The following is a 17,481-nucleotide window of genomic DNA, read 5'->3' on the forward strand; positions in this document are numbered from 1 at the left end:
GCGCTGCGCTTACCCGGCCTACAAAAAACCGCACAGTTAAAGGTGCGCCTCAATATACCGCTGATAGCGGTTTGCCTTGAGGTAGCACAAGTCCACCAGCACCAGCCCGTCGATGCAGTTGTTGAACGCCGGGTCGCTGCCAAAATCGATAAACTGCACGCCGCCGGGTTCACACAGCTCGGAATACTGTTTGTAGAGCGGTGGAATACCGCACCCCAGATTACCGAGCAAGGATTTCAGCTTCGTCAGGTCATCCACGTAATCGACCCCGCCAAACTGCGCCAACACGTCCGGCAGGGAGGCCGGATAAGGCTGACGTGACGCGGCTAAGGGATGTGTCGCCGGGAACCAGAGGCGGTAAAACGCCACCAGCAGATCCCGTGCGGCAGGCGGTAAGCCACCGGAAATCGAGACCGGGCCAAAGAGGTAGCGGTAGTGCGGATAACGTGCCAGATAAGCACCAATACCGGACCACAGATAGTCCAGACCGCGACGACCCCAGTAGCGCGGTTGAATAAAGCTGCGCCCCAGTTCAATACCGTGTTCCAGCACGTCCTGCATTTTATCGTCGTAGTGGAACAGACTGTAGCTATAAAGCCCTTCCAGACCGCGTTGCTCGACCTGTCTGGCAGTGGGCATAAAGCGATAGGCGCCGACGATCTCCAGATCGTCTTCATCCCACAGGATCAGGTGCAGATAGTCATCGTCGTAACTGTCGGTGTCCCGACGTTTACCGCTCCCTTCCTCCACGGCGCGAAACGCGATCTCGCGCAGGCGTCCCAGTTCGCGCAGCAGGGGAGCCTCTTCCTGCCCGTTGCGTTGCCACAGATAAATGGTTTTGCCATCGCTGGTTTTGCCCAGACATTCGGCCTGGGCCAGCTCGCGCTTCAGCGTGGCCCGGTCTTCCGGACGGGCAATGGCGCATTGGGTTTTAAAGACGCCAGGCACTCCCTTGCCAAGACGTATCACGTGCTGACGGCACTGCTCGGCCATCTCACGCGATGAAAGGGTTGTGCTATACCAGTGATGCCAGGCTATCTGCTGGCCGATCTTTATCGGTAGCTGGCTGTGGCGGCGGCGGAACATCTGCTGCATCAGCAAGAGCATCGATACGGTGGGGGACACCAGCGTGCTGGCATAAAAGAGCAGGCTGTTGTGTGCCTGAATATGCACCGGCAGCAGCGGTACGCGCAGCTTACTGGCGAGTTTAATAAAGCCGGGGTGCCATTTTTTATCGCGGATCCCTTTGCGCGTAGGACGGGACACTTCTCCCGCCGGGAAGAAGATCAGCACCCCTGCGTTTTGCAGATGCTGTTCCATCTGCATCAGGGACGTTTTTGCCGTTCTGCCGCCCATATTGTCCACCGGAATAAACAGCGAGCTAAGCGGTTCAAGGTGGGTCAGCATCCGGTTAGTGACGACTTTCACATCGCGCCGTACACGGGAAACGGCATACATCAGCGCCAGCCCGTCCAGCGTTCCGGTTGGGTGGTTGGCAATAATGACCAGCGGGCCATGTTCAGGGATTTGTTCGAGATCGCGGGCGGAAACGGTGCAGAGAATATCGAGGTGCTCCAGAACCTGCTCCACCATATCTAGGCCTTTCAGATGGCGGTGTGTCGCGGCAAATTGCTGGAATTCTTCTTCGTAGAACAGTCTTTTTAACAGACTTTTTTGCCAGGGTGCAGGCCTCGCCTGAGGCCAAAGGTCGTCGAGAACGCTATCGAGACTAAACATGGTTACTCCTCCTGCCGTCTTGCTCAGACAGTAGAAGGGAGAGATGTCGGTTGTATTGCAGTTTGGTGAAGATTAGCGCAGAGAGGAGGCCGGGTAAGGCGAAGCCGCCACCCGGCGCTAAAGCGGATTAACGCAGAATTTTCTTCTCGGCCAGATCCAGCGCAAAGTAGCTGAAGATCAGATCCGCGCCAGCACGTTTGATCGCGCCCAGGCTTTCCAGGATCACTTTCTCTTCGTCGATCGCACCCGCCTGCGCGGCGAATTTGATCATCGCGTACTCTCCGCTCACCTGGTATGCACCCAGCGGCAGTTCGGTGCGCTCGCGAATGTCGCGCAGGATATCCAGATACGCGCCAGCCGGTTTCACCATCAGGCAATCTGCGCCCTGGGCTTCGTCCAGCAGCGATTCACGGATGGCTTCACGGCGGTTCAGCGGGTTCATCTGATAGGTTTTGCGATCGCCCTTCAGCGCAGTACCGGCCGCTTCACGGAACGGACCGTAGAACGAAGAGGCAAACTTGGTGGAGTAGGACATGATGGCGGTATCAGTGAATCCGGCCGCATCAAGCGCCTGGCGGATCGCCTGAACCTGCCCGTCCATGGCAGCGGAAGGTGCGATGAAATCCGCACCGGCTGCTGCAGCTACCACCGCCTGCTTGCCGAGATTCAGCAAAGTGGCGTCGTTATCGACACCGTGATCGCACAGCACACCGCAGTGGCCATGAGAGGTATATTCACAGAAACAGGTGTCTGACATGACGATCATTTCCGGCACGGTCTCTTTGCAGATCCGCGACATCCGGGCGACCAGACCGTCCTCTTTCCAGGCATCGCTGCCGGTAGCGTCAGTGTGGTGGGAGATGCCAAAGGTCATCACCGAGCGGATCCCCGCGTTGGCGATACGTTCGATTTCACGTGCCAGATATTTTTCCGGAATGCGCATCACGCCTGGCATGGCGTCGATGGCTTTGTAGTCATCGATCTCTTCTTCAACAAAAATCGGCAACACCAGATCGTTTAAGGTCAGTGTTGTCTCTTCAAACATAGCGCGCAGTGCAGGTGACTTGCGCAGACGACGGGGACGAGCAATTAAATCGGTCATGATATGCCTGACGTTTGTGGAACAAAGAAGGCTAGTGTACATGAAAGTGGAGGAGAGGGTTTTACGAAAGTAGGCTTTTTGTTAATGCGAAATGGGGTTTGCGATGTTTCACATGGTCAATATATATATCCAGTGTCAGCCTGTTTTTCACACGCTCGAGATATTGGTGCGATTTCTAAATTGAAGTAAATATATCATTAATAATGATCTATTATTCTTTATTATATTTTCTATATTTATATCAGATGATTTTAATTCGCTGTTTTTATAGTGTTTATTTATAATTTTTAATGTCGTTGCATTTTTTTCATGTTATTAGTCTGGATACGGACTTAATGGAATCATTCATTGAACCTTTTCGAAATGAAAATGCATAATTCCCTCCGCAATACAATGTTGCCAAATGATTTGATGGACAAACTTGCTTACGTCCCTGAGGAGGGATGACCCAATGCAAACATGGAAAAAGAAACTGGTTGTATCACAACTTGCATTAGCCTGCACCCTGGCTATCGCTTCTCAGGCCAATGCGAAAGATATTTCTGGTACCACATATAATACCTTCGGATATGATAATACAGCATCAACACCCTGGTATTATGGCTACGCTGACTGGGATTACTCGGATGCCACCCACGACGGTGATATTTATCCGGTGATTAATAAGTCAACGGTGAACGGTGTTATTTCGACGTACTACCTTGACGATGGTGTCAATGGAAGAGCGAATGCGCTGAGCATTTCTAACAGCACCATTAATGGCATGATCACCTCAAAGTGCATGACCACCACGTGTGCTGATGGGGTTGATACGGACGGCACGACCCATACGCAGTACGATCGTTTTAGCCTGACCGTCGATCACTCCACCATTAACGATACCTATGAGCATTATGCGTATGATGTTCTGAATGGTGACAACACCGAAACCCACTATCTGGATACCTATGGACTGGGTAATGCGATTACGCTGGATGTGGAATCGGATATTGTTATCCAGAACAACTCCCACGTTGCAGGTATCACGCTGACTCAGGGTTACCATGAGCTGGACAATACCCCGTATGACGGCGTTGAAGGCGTTGCGGATAGCAGTAATGTCTTTACTAACACCCTGGTGGTCAAAGACTCTGTTTTGACCTCCGGCGCATACAGCGATCTGGGTACCAGCGGGTTCTATGGTCAAACCGCGAAGCCGAGCGACTACGGTGAAACCAACGCGACCGGCGCAGATGACGCGGCACTGATCGTCGCGGCCAGCGCGTCTGACAACGCCATGCAAACCACCGCCACCTTCGATCACTCTACCGTTACCGGCGATATCCTGTTCTCCAGCACCTTCGACAATAACTTCTACGAGAATGGCGACCCGGCAACCGATACCACCGAAGACGGTGTGTATAACCCAACCACCAACGGCTGGGATGGTACCGATAAGCTGGATGTCACACTGACCAACGGCAGCAAATGGGTTGGCGCAGCACAATCCAGCGTTGAAGCGATCGGCACCGCGCAGATGTATGGTGAGGGTTACAGCAGCGTTGACTGGAGAACCTTGTCGCCAAACAGCATCTGGCCTGATTCCACCTACGACACCAACGGTCACGTTGCAGGTGAAGAGGTCTACCAGAGCGGTCTGTTCAACGTCACCCTGAACAACGGTTCAGAGTGGGATACCCGCAAACTGTCTAACATCGACACGCTGGCAGTGAATAACCAGTCGCAGGTTAATGTTGAAAACTCTGGCCTGCTGGCGGATTCCATCACCCTGACCAACGCCTCTACCCTGAATATTGGCGACAGCGGTGCAGTGGCGACAGACAGCCTGTATCTGGACAGCTATAGCCGTGCCGCGCTGACGGAAGAAACGGCTGAACTGTATGCCAACACCATCACCGTCGACAACGGTGCGGAACTGGCACTGGGCCTGGGTCAGGTGGACACGCACAACATGGTGCTGACCGATGGCGGTGTGCTGAACGTTGCCAGCCGTGACTACGTGCTGAACAGCGATCTGAACAACGCCCGCTTTATCACCAACGACAAGAGCAAAGCAGATTACGACTATGGCGTCGTGGCGCTTAACTCAGACGGTCATCTGGCGGTGAACGGTGATGTGGCAGGTAACTACACCGTGCGTATCGATGATGCAACCGGCGCCGGTTCTGTTGCTGATTATAAAAACAAAGAGATCATCCGCGTTTATGACAATAACGCAGACACTGCGGCCCGCTTTACGGCAGCAAACAAAGCCGATTTAGGTGCCTATACCTACCAGGCGCAGCAGAAGGGTGACACGGTTGTTCTGCAGCAGAAAGCGCTGACTGACTACGCCAATATGGCGCTGAGCATTCCGTCAGCGAATACCAATATCTGGGATCTGCAGCAGGATACCGTTGGAACCCGTCTGACTAACAGCCGTCACGGTCTGGCCGATAACGGCGGGGCGTGGGTGAGCTACTTCGGCGGCAACTTTGACGCTGACAATGGTGTTATCAGCTACGATCAGGACGTAAGCGGGATTATGGTTGGTCTGGATACGCAGATTGACGGTAACAACGCGAAGTGGATCGTGGGTGGCGCGGCAGGTTTCGCGAAGGGGGATATCAGCGATCGTACCGGTCAGGTTGATCAGGATAGCCAGACGGCGATGATCTATGCCTCTGCGAAGTTTGCCAACGATGTCTTCCTCGACAGCTCCCTGAGCTACACCCGCTTCAATAACGATCTCTCCGCGACCATGAGTAACGGTCAGTACGTGGACGGTAATACCACGACAGATGCGGTTGGTTTCGGTATGAAACTGGGTTATGACTGGAAACCAAACCTGTCCGGCTACGTCACGCCTTATGCGGCAGTGTCTGGGCTGTTCCAGTCGGGTGACGACTACCGCTTGAGCAACGACATGCGAATTGATGGCCAGTCTTACGACAGCCTGCGCTATGAACTCGGTGTCGATGCAGGGTATACCTTCAACTACGGCGGCGATCAGGCTCTGACGCCATACGTCAAACTGGCATATGTGTATGACGATGCTGATAACAATGCGAACGTGAATGGCGACAGCATTGATAACGGCGTTGAAGGCTCTGCGGTGCGTGTGGGCCTGGGCACACAGTTCAGCTTCACCAAAAACTTCAGTGCGTACACGGATGCCACTTACCTGGGCGGCGGTGACGTTGACCAGAACTGGGGCGCCAATTTGGGTGTGAAATATACCTGGTAAAGTATAAAAGCGGGGGAATATATCCCCCGCTTTGTCATCTAAAAAAAATAATATTGAACCGACAAATACGGATGTCCAGAGGTCTGCATGAAAGTTAATGCGAAACCACTTTCTGAATTAAGCCGGCTCGAACAGTGTTTGAAAGTAGCCAGTACCCCATTTAAATCTGCTCCCCAGCAGGTTATTTCAAATGATGATAATGATGAACCCAGCACCTTTGTATTACAGACCGGCGTTATTGAAATCTATCGCCGTTCAGACGAGTTGCTGATTGGCATTGCTACTGCGCCCTTTATTCTGGGGCTGACTGCAGGCATGCTTGATTACAGCAAGGAATATCGGGTCGTTGCCAAAAATCCGTGCACAGGCTTTTATTTACCTGCTTCGACCTCTCTGCAGCTTATTCAGCAAAGTTCTCTCTGGAAAGAAGCTTTCTGCTGGCTGTCCTGGATTAAATCCATTCTGGAAAAGCGGGACAGGCAACTGGTAGGAAATAACTCCTATCACCAAATCCGCGCCATGCTGCTGAATATGGCCGAATGGGATGAAACCCTGCGCTCAAAAATTGGTGTGATGAATCATATTCAACAAAGCACGCGCATTTCGCGTTCGGTCGTGGCAGAGGTGCTCGCTGCGCTTCGACAGGGTAACTACATCAATATGAGCCGGGGCAAACTGGTTAGCATCAACCGTTTGCCCACGGAATATTAAGGCTGGACGGAGGCGGTAAGCACCTGGGCTTTATTGGCGCTGAGCTCAGCCACTAAGTTATTGATCCCATCGCTCATATTGACGAAACGGGTATTTGGCGAGCGGGTGACCACCACAAAAGCGCCCACGTTGGACTGGGGGATCATTGCCATATAGGTAATGAATCCTCCACCACCCCCCGTTTTCTGAATAATGCCCGGACGGCCATTTTTAGGTGCCATATATACCCAGCCCAGACCGAGGGCGTCGGCTTTGCCCGGCACGTCCATACCGATCACGCGGTGCAACTGGCTGCGCTGGTAAATCAGCGTCTGCATACGGTCGGCCTGATGGCTGCGTGAGTAGAAGTCTGATGAAAGGAACTGCTGCATCCAGCGCATCATGTCGCCAGGGGTGGAATAAACCCCGCCGCTGCCGATGGCTGCCAGCGTGTTGTTACACGGGCTGGCACCTTTTTCGGCGACCATCAGACGGCGGCACTGATCCGGTGATGGGGTGAAGGTGGTGTCCTTCATGCCCAGCGGGCGCGTGATCTGCTCTTCAAACAGCTGCGTATACGGTTTGCCCGCTGCCGTCGACAGCGCATCGGCCAGCAGGTCAAACGCCAGGTTGGAGTAAGAGGCCTGAGAACCGGGCGCGGACTTCAACGTGGCTTTGCTCAGGTAGTTCCAGCGCTGTTCACGCGTTGGCCAGACAAAAACGTCGCGATGCGCCGCACCACCTGGCTGCTCGCGAGGCAGGGCGCTGGTATGCGTTGCCAGGTTGACCAGCCTTATCGGCGTTCCCTGATACGTCGGGACACGTGCGCCTGGCGGAGCATACTTGCTGAGCGGATCGTCGAGTTTCACCACGCCCTGGTCCAGCAATTTCACCAGCATTTCGCTGGTCATCAGCTTGGTCAGGGACGCGATGCGGATGACGGAATCCAGCTGCGGATGAATGTTATTACCGGGACGCGTTTCACCGAAACTGCGAAACACGCGCTGATTACCGTCGATGACGACCATCGCCATTCCCGTCGCGCCGCTGCCGTAATAAATCAGGTTCGCGTAGCGATCGGCAATATCTGATGCCAGAACGGGCGCCGTCAGCGATTGGGCTGCCTGGGCGGTTGAGAAGCTCACCGCACACAGCGCGGCGAAAAAGAGCAGACAACGTTTCAACGAAAAGCATCCATAGTGTGAATGAGGAAAGTAATGGGTATTTATACTACTAAACCGTACGGTGCAATGCCCCGAATTACATAACGATAACCAGAAAAACGTAACTGCGAGTAAATCAGAAGAATTTACTTACTGTCAGTCTCCCATTTTGTGACATCGGCCTTATGATAGAGGGCTGTGTTACTCAATCTTGCGGAGAAGAGTATGTCCGGAAAGCGTGTGGTTATGGTTGTCGATATGCAGCAGGGGGTGTTCGAAACGCCTCGTCATCAGCGTGAAAAATGTGTTTCATTGATCAATCAGCTTACGCAGGCAGCCGATCGGGTGATTTTTATTCAGCATACTGAGCCTGGCGGTCTGGAAGAGGGCAGTGACGGGTTTGCCTTGCTGCCAGAACTGCATCAGCCTGCAGATGCCCTCTACGTGACCAAGACGGCCTGCGATGCGTTCTATAACACCTCGCTTGAAACGCTGCTCCGCGAGCAGGGGATCCGGGAGTTTGTCATCTGCGGTTGCGCTACTGATTACTGTGTCGATGCCACGTTCAAGAATGGCGTCAGCCGGGGCTACCACATCACCGTGGCGGAGGATGCGCATACCACCGCGAATCGCCCGGCGGCCGAAGCCCGCATTCTGATTAACCACTACAACGACGTCTGGCGCAACTTCATTGCGCCCGCAAACCCGCCCGCGGTGAAACGCACCGAAACAATTCTTGAAAACTGGAAAGCGAACTAATAATAAACCCTCGGGTCTGACCTTTTTGCCTGCGCCAGGCACCTGGCCCAGGCAAGATTTTCGTGTGGTGATGTGTTGAGCACAGCAACAGCCATAACAACAAGAAGGATGTATCATGTTTAAGTCTTTTTTCCCAAAGCCGGGGCCATTTTTCCTGTCGGCATTTATTTGGGCACTGATCGCTGTCATTTTCTGGCAGGCCGGCGGCGGAGCGTGGTTGACGCGCATCACGGGCGCGACGGGCGAGGTTCCCATTAGCGCGGCGCGTTTCTGGTCGCTGAGCTATCTGCTGTTTTATGCTTACTACATGGTCTGCGTAGGGCTCTTTGCCCTGTTCTGGTTTGTCTATTCGCCACATCGCTGGCAGTACTGGTCGATTCTGGGCACGTCGCTGATCATCTTTGTCACCTGGTTTCTGGTGGAAGTGGGGGTGGCGGTTAACGCCTGGTATGCCCCGTTCTACGATCTGATCCAGAGTGCGCTGAGTTCACCGCATAAGGTGACTATCAATCAGTTCTACCATGAAGTTGGCATCTTCCTCGGTATTGCCCTTATTGCGGTGGTGATTGGCGTCATGAACAATTTCTTTGTCAGCCACTACGTCTTCCGCTGGCGTACCGCGATGAACGAACATTATATGGCGCACTGGCAACACCTGCGTCATATCGAAGGCGCCGCACAGCGTGTGCAGGAAGACACCATGCGTTTCGCCTCGACCCTTGAAGACATGGGCGTGAGCTTTATCAATGCCATTATGACCCTGATTGCCTTCCTGCCGGTGCTGGTGACGCTCTCGGCGCACGTGCCGGACCTGCCGATTGTTGGTCATCTGCCGTATGGCCTCGTGATTGCCGCTATTGTCTGGTCATTAATGGGAACAGGGCTGCTGGCCGTGGTGGGGATCAAGCTGCCTGGGCTGGAGTTTAAAAATCAGCGCGTTGAAGCGGCGTATCGTAAAGAGCTGGTGTATGGTGAAGATGACGCCAACCGCGCCTCGCCGCCAACCGTACGTGAACTGTTTGGCGCCGTGCGTCGCAACTATTTCCGTCTTTACTTCCACTATATGTACTTCAACATTGCGCGCATTTTGTATCTGCAGGTGGATAACGTTTTCGGTTTGTTCCTGCTGTTCCCGTCCATTGTTGCGGGTACGATAACGCTGGGTCTGATGACACAGATCACCAACGTATTTGGTCAGGTTCGCGGGTCGTTCCAGTATCTGATTAGCTCCTGGACCACGCTGGTGGAACTGATGTCCATCTACAAACGTCTGCGCAGCTTTGAACGCGAGCTGGACGATCGGGATCTGCAGGAAGTCACCAATACATTTAGCTAAAACAGGGAATTGCTATGTCTTTTGCCGTACCACGTACATTATCGCTCTCTTTACTCGCCGCACTCGTGCTGGCGGGGTGTGCCGAAAAAGGGGCCGCCCCGCTTAAAAAAGGTGAGAAACCTGTAGATGTGGCGAGCGTGGTGCGGCAAAAAATGCCCTCTACGGTGAAAGACCGCAATGCGTGGGCCGAGGCATTAGCGAAGACCTTTGAAAGTCAGAAAATTGCCCCTACCGAGGAGAATATCTGCTCGGTACTGGCAGTGGCGCAGCAGGAGTCAATGTACCAGTCAGACCCGGTGGTGCCGGGGCTGAACAAAATTGCCTGGAAAGAGATCGACCGTCGCGCGGAATCGATGCATATCCCGGTGTTCCTGGTGCATACCGCCCTTAAAATCACCTCGCCAAACGGAAAAAGCTACAGCGATCGGCTGGACACGGTGAAAACCGAGAAACAGCTGAGCGCCATTTTTGATGATTTCATCAATATGGTGCCGATGGGGCAGAAACTGTTCGGCTCGCTTAACCCGGTGCACACCGGCGGCCCGATGCAGGTCAGCATTGCGTTTGCCGAGCAGCATACGGACGGTTATCCGTGGAAAATCGACGGGACGGTGCGCCAGGAAGTCTTCTCCCTGCGTGGCGGACTGTGGTTTGGCACGTACCATCTGCTGAACTATCCGGCGAGCTACAGCGAGCCGTTGTACCGCTTTGCTGACTTTAACGCGGGCTGGTATGCCAGCCGAAACGCGGCGTTTCAGAGTGCGGTCAGCCGTGCCAGCGGGGTGAAACTGGCGCTGGACGGCGATCTCATCGCCTACGGCAGCAGCAAGGCGGGGGCAACGGAACTGGCGGTGCGCAAACTGTCAGCAACTCTTGGCATGAGCGATAGCGACATTCGCCTTCAGCTGGAGAAAGGGGATAGCCTGGCGTTCGAGAAGACGGATCTCTACAACAAGGTTTTCGCGCTGGCCGAGAAGAAGAGTGGAAAAGCGTTACCGCGGGCAATCCTGCCGGGTATTCAACTGGAAAGCCCGAAAATCACGCGTAACCTGACAACGGCATGGTTCGCCAAACGCGTCGACGATCGTCGGGCTCGTTGCATGGGACGTTAATGGCGACGACGCAGGCGTACGACTAACGCGACAACACCGAGAGTCAGACAACCCGCGAGGAAGGGGACAAGGCCAAACAAGGTGCTCACACCCAAACCAATCTCAACCCGCGGGCGTCCGTTATCCTGCACCTGCATCAGATGTTCATAGACGCCAGGCGCGTGAACCAACATGTTGAGAAGCTGAGAGCCTGCCCAGAAGCAGAACAGGACAAACAGGGCATACGCAATATTACCCGCAGTGGAGGTTTTTGGTGGTGTGCCGCCAAAAATCGGTTTCGACAATGTAAAGTCAGCCATAAAGACCTCCGGAAATATCACTCTGTTAATACGCTTCGCACACGGTGAGTTTGACAGGTCATAGCATTTGTCAATATCAGAATCGTGGTAATTTCCCCTGCGGAATTCTCCTGGATTGTCGATTTCTGCAGCACATCACAAATTCATTACTTAACTGAAATTGCGTCGTGTTTCAGATTTTCCGCATCTGCCACAGACCCGATCGTAAAACTGTGAGAGGATGTCTTTTTTTCCTGCCGGAGTTGTTATGAAGCTCACGTCCAAACTACGCCGTGACTGGCACTACTACGCCTTTGCTATCGGGCTGATCTTTATTCTTAACGGTGTCGTAGGGCTGCTGGGGTTTGAAGCCAAAGGATGGCAAACCTATGCTGTCGGGCTGGTGACCTGGGTGATCAGTTTCTGGCTGGCTGGGTTAATTATCCGCCGTCGTCCGGAAGAGACGACAGCGGATGAGGCGGAGACGGTGAAAAGAACCGATTAACCGTTTACTGAACTTTTGAGTGCGCTGTCAGCGGCGTGACGCTCCAGCGCCAGTTCGATCAGACGGGTGATCAGCTCAGAGTAACCCAGACCGCTGGCCTGCCACAGTTTTGGATACATGCTGATGTTGGTAAAGCCCGGCAGGGTGTTGATTTCATTAATCACCACCTCATTATCTGGCGTCAGGAACACATCCACACGCGCCATGCCGCAGCAGCCAAGAGCCTGATAGGCGTTGATGGCGATCGCCCGGATCTTATCGTTGATGGCCGGATCGATATTTGCCGGCACGACGACCTGAGCGCCTTTATCATCAATGTATTTGGTGTCGTAAGAGTAGAAATCGCTGTTTAACACCACTTCACCGCAGGTGCTTGCCTGTGGGAAATCATTGCCCAGCACCGCGCACTCAATTTCACGGCCTTTGATACCCTGCTCAACCACGACTTTGTGGTCAAACTCAAAAGCCAGACGAACGGCTTCGGTGAACTGCGCTTCGCTTGTCACTTTGCTGACGCCAACGGAGGAGCCCTGGTTCGCAGGCTTCACGAACAGTGGCAGACCCAACTGGGCGGAAATCTGGCTGAAGGTGTATTTATCGCGGTTGGCGCGGGTGAGCGTCACGAACGGGGCAACGTTCAGCCCGGCATCGCGCAGCAGGCGTTTGGTGACGTCTTTATCCATACAGGCGGCGGAGCCCAGCACATCGGAGCCGACAAACGGCAGGTTCGCCATGCGCAGCATACCCTGCAGCGAACCATCTTCGCCCAGCGTGCCGTGGACGATTGGGAACACGACGTCAATCTGAGCAAGAGCCTGTGCATTACCGGCGTCGATAAGTTGCCCCTTCACTACGCCAGGGACGGTGGCGACGCTGATTTCAGAAGGATTAAGGGCGATATGTGCCGGATCGTTGGCGTTTAACAGATACTGGCTCGCATCGTTCACATGCCACTGGCCCTGTTTATCAATGCCCAGTAGCACTACGTCGAAACGGTTTTTATCAATCGCATCGACAATATTTTTTGCCGACTGCAATGAAACCTCGTGCTCCGCTGATTTTCCCCCAAAGACAATACCTACGCGCTGCTTTGCCATCTTACTCTCTTCCAGTCTGACGAAAAGCCAATAACATACCACGATGCCCTGCGGGTTTCGCGACCTTCTGCCATAATGTTTTGGGAGTAAAGAGGGGGGAGTGTGAAAGGCAAAACGTTGCTGATCGTTTTCATTCTGGTGGCAGTCGCAACGGTGGGTTACCGCTGGTTGCCGTCTCACTACAACCCTTTTACGCCGATCTCGCTTGACGACCCGCCAGGCCCAATCACTCAGTACAAACTGCGGCGCCTTACCCCCGAGGCGTGTGCCAGCCTGTTATCGCAGGCCAATCAGAAGGCCCTTATTCGCACACAGCCTGTCGCCGACAGCGCCGGAGCATGCCCCCTTCACAACGTGGTGCGCGTGCGTGACTTCGGACCAGTCAGCCTGAACAGCAGCTTTCTTGCCAGCTGCCCGCTGGCGCTGAGTTCTGCACTGTTTGTCAGCCAGCAGGCCCGGCCACTCACCAGAACCTGGACCGGAAGCGAGCTGGTGCGCATTGAGCACCTGGGCAGCTACGCCTGTCGCAATATTTACCACCGCCCTGATGCAAGACGCAGCGAACATGCCACGGCAGAGGCGCTGGATATCAGCGCGTTTCGGCTGGCGAACGGTGAACGAGTCACCATTCTGCACGGCTGGAGATCGACCAAAACGCAGCCGTGGCTGCAGGCGCTGCTGACAGCGAGCTGCGGCTACTACGGGAACGGCCTGGGGCCGGAGTATAACGCGGCGCACGCCAACCATTTCCATCTGGGAATGCGCGGCTTTGGACTCTGCCGCTAAAGCATAATCTTCCGCCAGAAATTGGATGATTTGTGACATATTTCACAAATATGATGACTGGGAAGATAAAACACCAAAGTCAGCAAGGCCGCATCTCTGGCACGGCGTAGATGCCGGTAACTTGCTAATCTGTCGGCGCATTTGCCTAAAAATGAAGACTATTTCTTTTATGGAATCCTGGAAAGTTAACCTCATCTCGGTCTGGTTCGGGTGTTTCTTCACCGGGCTGGCCATCAGCCAGATTTTGCCCTTTCTGCCGCTGTACGTCTCGCAGCTGGGCGTGACCTCGCATGAAGCCCTCTCCATGTGGTCGGGGCTGACGTTCAGCGTGACGTTTCTGGTTTCCGCCATTGTGTCACCTATGTGGGGGAGCCTGGCGGATCGAAAAGGGCGCAAACTGATGCTGCTGCGCGCTTCGCTGGGAATGGCAATAGCCATCCTGCTGCAGGCCTTTGCCACTAACGTCTGGCAGCTGTTTATCCTGCGGGCGATCATGGGGCTGACATCCGGCTATATTCCGAACGCCATGGCGCTGGTCGCTTCACAGGTGCCGCGTGAACGTAGCGGCTGGGCGTTGAGTACGCTCTCCACCGCACAGATCAGTGGCGTTATCGGCGGCCCGTTGTTAGGCGGCTTTCTGGCCGACCACGTAGGGTTGCGCGCCGTCTTCTTCATTACCGCTATCCTGCTGGTGATCAGTTTTCTGGTGACGCTGTTTCTGATCAAGGAGGGGGGACGCCCGGTGGTCAGTAAATCCGAACGCCTGAGCGGCAAAGCGGTCTTCGCCTCGCTGCCGTATCCCGGGCTGATGATAAGCCTGTTCGTAACCACCATGGTGATCCAGCTCTGTAATGGTTCGGTAGGCCCGATTCTGGCGCTGTTTATAAAATCGATGGAGCCAGACAGCAGCAATATTGCGTTTCTCAGCGGGATGATTGCTGCCGTGCCGGGCGTATCGGCGTTAATCTCTGCGCCGCGGCTGGGAAAACTGGGCGACAGGATCGGTACGGCGCGTATCCTGATGGCCACGCTGATTTTTGCCGTGGTGCTCTTTTTTGCGATGTCGTTCGTCACCTCACCGCTTCAGCTCGGCGTGCTGCGATTCCTGCTCGGCTTTGCCGATGGCGCCATGTTACCTGCGGTGCAGACCTTGCTGGTGAAATATTCAAGTGACCAGGTGACAGGGCGTATTTTTGGCTATAACCAGTCATTTATGTATTTAGGTAATGTTGCCGGTCCGCTTATTGGCGCATCCGTTTCGGCGATGGCCGGTTTTCGTTGGGTATTTGCGGCCACGGCGATTGTGGTGTTGATCAATATTATCCAGCTGGCGATTGCGCTGAGACGCCGTCGCCAATTAGAGCAGGCGAGAGCAGCGCGTTAATCATTTGCTGTAATGTATTATATATTCTTATGGTTGCCGCATTTTTATATAACTAAATGCGGCTTTTTCTAAAGAGAAAAACGTTTCGCTGCTTGCCATTCATCTTTATTTTGGCAGCAGCATCACTTTTGCATAAGATAATACTTTTCTCCTCTTTGCATTATTCATTCTGAATGCTAAGTTCAGAAAAAACGCATAAGGAAATAGCACGATGAAAAATCTCATTGCTGAGTTGCTGGTCAAGCTTGCACAAAAGGAAGAAGAGTCAAAAGAACTGGTCGCCCAGGTCGAGGCGCTGGAAATTGTCGTTACGGCGTTGCTCCGACAAATGACACAACCGCAGCAACAGGCGTTAATCGATAATGTAGAAAGCGCGCTGGACAAGGCTCGCCCCGATTCGCTGGTCCCTGCTGAAGATGCGGAGATGCTTCAGCAATACGTAAAGAAGCTATTAAGGCATCCTCGCAGCTAGCCTGCTGAAAGATAATGGCCTGTCATAGAATGGTCATGCAGGATGCCTGTCGTCGCTCTGTTTTTATTTTTGGCCTTCGCACTGGGAGAAAAGAATTTAAACAGAGCCTCTATTTCATCTCATGCCTCTCGCTATTAAATACCCTAACGCGTCAGGCGAAACCGGGTAATGAACAGCGTGCCGCGCCAGAGATGAAATAATGCATAAACCCGAAGAAAATCATTGTCGCAGGGTGGTTTTTTTCCCGCAACGAACCAGACTTAATGTGGAACTTCACATAAAGGATGGTGCAATGAAAACAACAATACTGGTTACCCTGTTTTCCGGCCTGTGCCTGATCGCCTCAGCGCATGCGGAAGAGAAAACCTTAACACCTCAACAGCAGCGTATGACGACCTGCAATCAACAGGCGACAGCAAAAGCGCTGAAAGGGGATGCCCGTAAGACATATATGAGCGATTGCCTCAAAAATGGTGCATCCAAACCAGATGAAAAAAGCCTGACGCCGCAGCAGCAAAAAATGCGTGAATGTAACGCTCAGGCCACGCAACAAATGCTGAAAGGCGACGATCGCAGCAAGTTTATGAGTGGTTGTCTGAAGAAACAGGCATAGTCCTATCGGGTGAGTCCTTACGGTGACTCACCCGAAATTTCATACTTTCTCCGCATCCCCCCTCTCTATAATTTGGGAAAATGTTTCAGAATATTCCCAAAATATGATGAACGACGAAAACTTTTACAATAAAGAGCGTATCGGGGAAGAGTGGCTTCAAAACCTTTCTCAGGATGACGCGCACCGTACCGGCATACGCTTTGCCCGGCGCGTCCGGCTGGGGCGGATTGTGGGTCTGGCGGCGATGTTTTTTCCTGTTGCCGGCGTTCTGGTCACGCATTTTCTGCCCGGCGGCTGGTGGTTATTACTGGTGAGCTGGGTTTTTATCTGGCCGCATCTTGCCTGGCAGTTCACCTGCCGTTCATCTCAACCTTATCAATGTGAAATCTTCAATCTGAAGATCGACGCTATTTTTACCGGCATCTGGATTGGCCTGATGGGCGTGAACGCTCTGCCATCGGCTGCGCTGGTTATGATGATGGGCATGAATATGATGGGATCCGGCGGCTGTCGCCTGTTTCTCTCAGGCATTGCCATAACCACGTTATCCGCTGTCGTGACGCTGAAGCTAACCGGAAATGTTGTGGTGCTCTCTTCCGGATCGCTGGAGTGGTGGCTGACGCTGCCGGTCTTGATGATCTACCCAATACTCTTTGCCTGGGTGAGCCATCAGACGGCCATTCGCCTGGCGGAAAATAAGCGAAAACTTGAGCTGATGAGTACCCGCGATGGCATGACGGGCGTTTATAACCGGCGCCACTGGGAAACGTTGCTGCGGATGGAGTATGAAAAGTGCCGACGGGATCATTGTCAAACCACGATCCTGCTTATCGATATCGATCACTTCAAGAGCATCAATGACACCTGGGGACATGATGTGGGCGATGAAGCGATCATTGCTATCACTCGTCAGCTGCAGATGACGCTGCGGGCCGGGGATTATATTGGCCGTTTCGGTGGCGATGAGTTCGCGATCATCATGTCCGGCACCCCGGCAGAAAGTGCAATTGCGGCGATGTCCCGCGTCCACGAGCGGCTGAAAAAACTGTCGTTACCCTGCGCCCCGAACGAACGGCTTCGCATCAGCGTGGGGGTTGCGCCATGGGGAACACAGTTTGCCCACTACCGCGAATGGTTAAAAGCGGCAGATATCGCGCTTTATAAAGCCAAAAATGCCGGACGCGGACGTACCGAGGTGGCCGCCTGACATCCGGCTTAGTT

At 53.6% G+C, this 17,481-nt stretch carries 16 protein-coding genes; 11 read left to right on the forward strand and 5 right to left on the reverse strand.

Annotated features, from left to right (window positions below):
- Positions 1 to 36: 36 nt before the first annotated feature.
- Complete coding sequence (locus ACQG22_RS04810) at positions 37 to 1,737, reverse strand: lysophospholipid acyltransferase family protein (RefSeq protein ID WP_038418777.1); 1,701 nt, start codon at positions 1,735 to 1,737, stop codon at positions 37 to 39.
- A gap of 127 nt (positions 1,738 to 1,864) precedes the next feature.
- Positions 1,865 to 2,839 (reverse strand): porphobilinogen synthase, encoded by a 975-nt coding sequence (hemB, locus tag ACQG22_RS04815; RefSeq protein ID WP_013095798.1) that lies wholly within the window; start codon positions 2,837 to 2,839, stop codon positions 1,865 to 1,867.
- Positions 2,840 to 3,290: 451 nt separating this feature from the next.
- Here hemB and ACQG22_RS04820 point away from each other — a divergent pair, with 451 nt between their 5' ends.
- Complete coding sequence (locus tag ACQG22_RS04820; protein WP_369706585.1) at positions 3,291 to 6,065, forward strand: autotransporter outer membrane beta-barrel domain-containing protein; 2,775 nt, start codon at positions 3,291 to 3,293, stop codon at positions 6,063 to 6,065.
- Between the two features lie 87 nt (positions 6,066 to 6,152).
- A complete protein-coding gene (locus ACQG22_RS04825; RefSeq protein ID WP_100168803.1) occupies positions 6,153 to 6,776 on the forward strand; it encodes a helix-turn-helix domain-containing protein in 624 nt (207 codons plus the stop codon).
- Here the strand turns inward: ACQG22_RS04825 and ampH are convergent.
- Positions 6,773 to 7,939, reverse strand: coding sequence for a D-alanyl-D-alanine-carboxypeptidase/endopeptidase AmpH (ampH, locus tag ACQG22_RS04830; RefSeq protein WP_369706586.1), 1,167 nt, complete (start codon positions 7,937 to 7,939; stop codon positions 6,773 to 6,775). The genes ACQG22_RS04825 and ampH overlap by 4 nt on opposite strands.
- Before the next feature lie 204 nt (positions 7,940 to 8,143).
- On the opposite strand from ampH, the gene ACQG22_RS04835 reads away from it, so the two are divergent.
- The 3 genes from ACQG22_RS04835 (at position 8,144) to ACQG22_RS04845 (ending at position 11,125) form a co-directional block, all read left to right on the forward strand.
- Entirely contained in the window at positions 8,144 to 8,677 is a 534-nt protein-coding gene (locus ACQG22_RS04835) for an isochorismatase family protein (protein ID WP_029882454.1), read from the forward strand.
- Between the two features lie 115 nt (positions 8,678 to 8,792).
- On the forward strand, positions 8,793 to 10,013 hold the full coding sequence (sbmA, locus tag ACQG22_RS04840; protein ID WP_013095803.1) for a peptide antibiotic transporter SbmA: 1,221 nt from the start codon (positions 8,793 to 8,795) through the stop codon (positions 10,011 to 10,013).
- A gap of 14 nt (positions 10,014 to 10,027) precedes the next feature.
- Complete coding sequence (locus tag ACQG22_RS04845; RefSeq protein ID WP_369706587.1) at positions 10,028 to 11,125, forward strand: DUF1615 domain-containing protein; 1,098 nt, start codon at positions 10,028 to 10,030, stop codon at positions 11,123 to 11,125.
- Here ACQG22_RS04845 and ACQG22_RS04850 read toward each other — a convergent pair.
- Positions 11,122 to 11,424, reverse strand: a complete 303-nt coding sequence (locus tag ACQG22_RS04850) for a DUF2755 family protein (protein WP_369706588.1) — start codon at positions 11,422 to 11,424, stop codon at positions 11,122 to 11,124. The genes ACQG22_RS04845 and ACQG22_RS04850 overlap by 4 nt on opposite strands.
- Positions 11,425 to 11,671: 247 nt before the next feature.
- Between ACQG22_RS04850 and ACQG22_RS04855 the strand changes: the two genes are divergently transcribed.
- Positions 11,672 to 11,908 carry a DUF2754 domain-containing protein gene (locus ACQG22_RS04855; RefSeq protein WP_013095806.1) on the forward strand — a complete coding sequence of 79 codons (237 nt, stop codon included), beginning with the start codon at positions 11,672 to 11,674 and terminating at the stop codon, positions 11,906 to 11,908.
- Here the strand turns inward: ACQG22_RS04855 and ddlA are convergent.
- Positions 11,905 to 13,005: a D-alanine--D-alanine ligase gene (ddlA, locus tag ACQG22_RS04860; protein WP_048970445.1), complete on the reverse strand. Its 1,101-nt coding sequence runs from the start codon at positions 13,003 to 13,005 to the stop codon at positions 11,905 to 11,907. The two genes, ACQG22_RS04855 and ddlA, sit on opposite strands and share 4 nt — an antisense overlap.
- Positions 13,006 to 13,107: 102 nt before the next feature.
- Between ddlA and ACQG22_RS04865 the strand changes: the two genes are divergently transcribed.
- The 5 genes from ACQG22_RS04865 to adrA all read left to right on the forward strand — a co-directional run bounded on the left by ACQG22_RS04865 (position 13,108) and on the right by adrA (position 17,467).
- Positions 13,108 to 13,791 (forward strand): extensin family protein, encoded by a 684-nt coding sequence (locus ACQG22_RS04865; RefSeq protein WP_102752444.1) that lies wholly within the window; start codon positions 13,108 to 13,110, stop codon positions 13,789 to 13,791.
- Between the two features lie 169 nt (positions 13,792 to 13,960).
- Positions 13,961 to 15,175: a multidrug efflux MFS transporter gene (locus tag ACQG22_RS04870; RefSeq protein WP_013095809.1), complete on the forward strand. Its 1,215-nt coding sequence runs from the start codon at positions 13,961 to 13,963 to the stop codon at positions 15,173 to 15,175.
- 211 nt (positions 15,176 to 15,386) lie between these two features.
- On the forward strand, positions 15,387 to 15,647 hold the full coding sequence (iraP, locus tag ACQG22_RS04875; protein WP_013095810.1) for an anti-adapter protein IraP: 261 nt from the start codon (positions 15,387 to 15,389) through the stop codon (positions 15,645 to 15,647).
- Between the two features lie 292 nt (positions 15,648 to 15,939).
- Complete coding sequence (gene psiF, locus ACQG22_RS04880) at positions 15,940 to 16,260, forward strand: phosphate starvation-inducible protein PsiF (RefSeq protein WP_013095812.1); 321 nt, start codon at positions 15,940 to 15,942, stop codon at positions 16,258 to 16,260.
- Positions 16,261 to 16,363: 103 nt separating this feature from the next.
- The gene (gene adrA / locus ACQG22_RS04885; protein WP_369706589.1) at positions 16,364 to 17,467 is read left to right on the forward strand and encodes a diguanylate cyclase AdrA; all 1,104 of its coding nucleotides are present in this window, start codon (positions 16,364 to 16,366) and stop codon (positions 17,465 to 17,467) included.
- The last annotated feature ends 14 nt before the right edge of the window (positions 17,468 to 17,481 follow it).

This window comes from Enterobacter cloacae complex sp. 309I3 (genome assembly GCF_050031595.1).
Taxonomy (GTDB): domain Bacteria; phylum Pseudomonadota; class Gammaproteobacteria; order Enterobacterales; family Enterobacteriaceae; genus Enterobacter; species Enterobacter cloacae.